Source organism: Microbacterium sp. 22195 (assembly GCF_052056515.1).
GTDB lineage: Bacteria > Actinomycetota > Actinomycetes > Actinomycetales > Microbacteriaceae > Microbacterium.
Genome location: NZ_JBQEPE010000013.1, coordinates 1 through 3,547, shown reverse-complemented (window position 1 = coordinate 3,547; position 3,547 = coordinate 1). Strand labels below are relative to the sequence as shown.

Here is a 3,547-nt window from a genome sequence, read left to right as displayed (position 1 = left end):
GGTGCCTGCACGCTGTTGGGTCCTGAGGGACCGGGCCGGCTGGCTCTCTTCGGAGGGTGGGTCGTTCTGAACCTCTCGGCCCTTACTTCTGTTGCCGGCATGGCAGTGGGGGTGGGGGACCGCCCGTACTTTGAGAACTACACAGTGGACGCGAGCATCTTAAAGAAAACTTCGGTCACATCTTTTCCTGGATGTGACTGATTCTCATGTGATTTCAAGTCTTTAAGAGCAAACGGTGGATGCCTTGGCATCTGGAGCCGAAGAAGGACGTAGCAATCTGCGATAAGCCTCGGGGAGTGGATAAGCACACTTTGATCCGAGGGTCTCCGAATGGGGAAACCCCGCCAGGCGTTTGTGCGACCTGGTGACTCCCGCCTGAATATATAGGGCGGGTAGAGGGAACGTGGGGAAGTGAAACATCTCAGTACCCACAGGAAGAGAAAACAACAGTGATTCCGTGAGTAGTGGCGAGCGAAAGCGGATGAGGCTAAACCGCTTCTGTGTGATACCCGGCAGGGGTTGCAGGAGCGGGGTTGCGGGACTTTTCTGATCATTCTGCCGAGTGGTCGACGTGATGTGACGATATAGACGAACCGTCTTGAAAGGCGGGCCATAGTGGGTGCCAGCCCCGTAGTCGAAATGTCGTGTGCAGCGTGAAGAGTATCCCAAGTAGCACGGGGCCCGTGAAATCCCGTGTGAATCTGTCAGGACCACCTGATAAGCCTAAATACTCCCAGATGACCGATAGCGGACAAGTACCGTGAGGGAAAGGTGAAAAGTACCCCGGGAGGGGAGTGAAATAGTACCTGAAACCGTTTGCTTACAAACCGTTGGAGCCTCCTTAGTAGGGGTGACAGCGTGCCTTTTGAAGAATGAGCCTGCGAGTTAGTGATATGTGGCGAGGTTAACCCGTGTGGGGTAGCCGTAGCGAAAGCGAGTCTGAATAGGGCGATTCAGTCGCATGTCCTAGACCCGAAGCGAAGTGATCTATCCATGGCCAGGTTGAAGCGACGGTAAGACGTCGTGGAGGACCGAACCCACTTAGGTTGAAAACTGAGGGGATGAGCTGTGGATAGGGGTGAAAGGCCAATCAAACTTCGTGATAGCTGGTTCTCTCCGAAATGCATTTAGGTGCAGCGTTGCGTGTTTCTTGCCGGAGGTAGAGCTACTGGATGGCCGATGGGCCTCACCAGGTTACTGACGTCAGCCAAACTCCGAATGCCGGTAAGTGAGAGCGCAGCAGTGAGACTGTGGGGGATAAGCTTCATAGTCGAGAGGGAAACAACCCAGACCACCATCTAAGGTCCCAAAGCGCGTGCTAAGTGGAAAAGGATGTGGAGTTGCTTAGACAACCAGGAGGTTGGCTTAGAAGCAGCCACCCTTGAAAGAGTGCGTAATAGCTCACTGGTCAAGTGATTCCGCGCCGACAATGTAACGGGGCTCAAGCACGCCACCGAAGTTGTGGCATTGACATTTTGGTAGGCCTTCGTGGTCCAGCCGTGTTGATGGGTAGGAGAGCGTCGTGTGGCGAGTGAAGCGGCGGGGTGACCCAGCCGTGGACGCTACACGAGTGAGAATGCAGGCATGAGTAGCGAAAGACGTGTGAGAAACACGTCCTCCGGAAGACCAAGGGTTCCAGGGTCAAGCTAATCTTCCCTGGGTAAGTCGGGACCTAAGGCGAGGCCGACAGGCGTAGTCGATGGACAACGGGTTGATATTCCCGTACCGGCGAAGAACCGCCCACACAAGATCAGGAGTGCTAACCGTCCGAACTTGGACACCGTGACCTTCGGGTCGCATCGTTCAAGGGAGCACGGGACCCCATCTGGTGGCGTGAGCGTATTAACAGGTGTGACGCAGGAAGGTAGCCCAAGCCAGGCGATGGTTGTCCTGGTGCAAGTGCGTAGGCCGAGAGATAGGCAAATCCGTCTCTCATACAGGCTGAGACACGATGCGGATAAAAAGTGGGTGATCCTATGCTGCCGAGAAAAGCATCGACGCGAGGTTCAAGCCGCCCGTACCCCAAACCGACTCAGGTGGTCAGGTAGAGAATACCAAGGAGATCGAGAGAATCGTGGTTAAGGAACTCGGCAAAATGCCCCCGTAACTTCGGGAGAAGGGGGGCCACCCGCTTATACGGACTTGCTCCGGAAAGGGTGTGGTGGCCGCAGAGACTAGTGGGTAGCGACTGTTTACTAAAAACACAGGTCCGTGCTAAGACGCAAGTCGACGTATACGGACTGACGCCTGCCCGGTGCTGGAAGGTTAAGAGGACCGGTTAGCCGCAAGGCGAAGCTGAGAATTTAAGCCCCAGTAAACGGCGGTGGTAACTATAACCATCCTAAGGTAGCGAAATTCCTTGTCGGGTAAGTTCCGACCTGCACGAATGGCGTAACGACTTCCCAACTGTCTCAACCGCGAACTCGGCGAAATTGCACTACGAGTAAAGATGCTCGTTACGCGCAGCAGGACGGAAAGACCCCGTGACCTTTACTACAGCTTGGTATTGGTGTTCGGTGTGGCTTGTGTAGGATAGGTGGGAGACTGTGAAGCCATGACGCCAGTTATGGTGGAGTCATTGTTGAAATACCACTCTGGTCACTCTGGATATCTAACTTCGAACCGTGATCCGGTTCAGGGACAGTGCCTGGTGGGTAGTTTAACTGGGGCGGTTGCCTCCCAAAAAGTAACGGAGGCGCCCAAAGGTTCCCTCAACCTGGTTGGCAATCAGGTGGCGAGTGTAAGTGCACAAGGGAGCTTGACTGTGAGACTGACAGGTCGAGCAGGGACGAAAGTCGGGACTAGTGATCCGGCAGTGGCTTGTGGAAGCGCTGTCGCTCAACGGATAAAAGGTACCTCGGGGATAACAGGCTGATCTTGCCCAAGAGTCCATATCGACGGCATGGTTTGGCACCTCGATGTCGGCTCGTCGCATCCTGGGGCTGGAGTAGGTCCCAAGGGTTGGGCTGTTCGCCCATTAAAGCGGTACGCGAGCTGGGTTTAGAACGTCGTGAGACAGTTCGGTCCCTATCCGCTGCGCGCGTAGGAAGTTTGAGAGGATCTGACCCTAGTACGAGAGGACCGGGTTGGACGAACCTCTGGTGTGCCAGTTGTTCCGCCAGGAGCACCGCTGGTTAGCTACGTTCGGGATGGATAACCGCTGAAAGCATCTAAGCGGGAAGCCGGCCTCAAGATGAGACTTCCATCACCTTCGGGTGGAGAGGCTCCCAGCCAGACGACTGGGTTGATAGGCCAGATGTGGAAGCGTGGCAACACGTGCAGCTGACTGGTACTAATAAGCCGATGACTTGATAACACACTCCTTCTGCGAGATGAACGCGTCCACTTTGTGGTTCTCGACGTACGGTCGGGAACCAACAACACACACTTTTCGTTGTGATGTTGCCTGATACATGTCAATAGTGTTTCGGCGGCCATAGCGTGAGGGAAACGCCCGGTCACATTCCGAACCCGGAAGCTAAGCCTCACAGCGCCGATGGTACTGCAGGGGGGACCCTGTGGGAGAGTAGGACACCGCCGGACTTCT

2 rRNA genes are annotated in these 3,547 nt (G+C 55.2%); both read left to right on the top strand.

Going from position 1 to position 3,547, the window contains the following annotated elements:
• Window positions 1-212: 212 nt before the first annotated feature.
• Window positions 213-3,316 (top strand): 23S ribosomal RNA (locus ACTJJ4_RS18570).
• Window positions 3,317-3,426: 110 nt separating this feature from the next.
• Window positions 3,427-3,543: ribosomal RNA gene (rrf, locus tag ACTJJ4_RS18565) — 5S ribosomal RNA — on the top strand.
• Window positions 3,544-3,547 lie beyond the last annotated feature (4 nt).